At 54.5% G+C, this 694-nt stretch carries 1 CRISPR repeat array.

Annotated features, from left to right (window positions below):
• A CRISPR array of direct repeats spans positions 1-636; the repeat unit is 26 nt; unit sequence AGTCCCCGCGTGTGCGGGGGTGATCC.
• The last annotated feature ends 58 nt before the right edge of the window (positions 637-694 follow it).

The following is a 694-nucleotide window of genomic DNA, read 5'->3' on the forward strand; positions in this document are numbered from 1 at the left end:
AGTCCCCGCGTGTGCGGGGGTGATCCTTGATGTGTCTGTTGCTGCCCCAACTTCAAACTGTAGTCCCCGCGTGTGCGGGGGTGATCCTCAAGCAGTTTAAGGAGTTGGCATCTACCAGAGGTAGTCCCCGCGTGTGCGGGGGTGATCCTCGTCTTGCTTCAGTCCTTACAAGTGATAGTTCGTAGTCCCCGCGTGTGCGGGGGTGATCCTGTGGTGATTTGATGATTGAACTAGAAAAAAAAGTAGTCCCCGCGTGTGCGGGGGTGATCCTAAACAACCCTGACGGCAGTACAAGAACGACTAGTAGTCCCCGCGTGTGCGGGGGTGATCCCTTACAAAGCCATCAAAGGCAGTGTTCGGTCTGGTAGTCCCCGCGTGTGCGGGGGTGATCCTCCTTGTAACCGTTACAAATACTGAATTACAAGGTAGTCCCCGCGTGGGCGGGGGTGATCCCATTTCTTGGTCTGATAACACATTATTATCTTTGTAGTCCCCGCGTGGGCGGGGGTGATCCCTCAGTGAGTGACTGATTTAAAGCTTGGATTGTGTAGTCCCCGCGTGGGCGGGGGTGATTCCAGGAAATGAAGTAAGAGAAATGTTTGATATGAGTAGTCCCCGCGTGGGCGGGGGTGATCCCGCAGACAAAAATTACTGGAAAAAGTCAATTAAGTAGTCCCCGCGTGGGCGGGGGTGA

Origin of the sequence: Peptoniphilus sp. HMSC062D09 (genome assembly GCF_001811425.1) — a bacterium.
Lineage (GTDB): Bacteria > Bacillota > Clostridia > Tissierellales > Peptoniphilaceae > Peptoniphilus_A.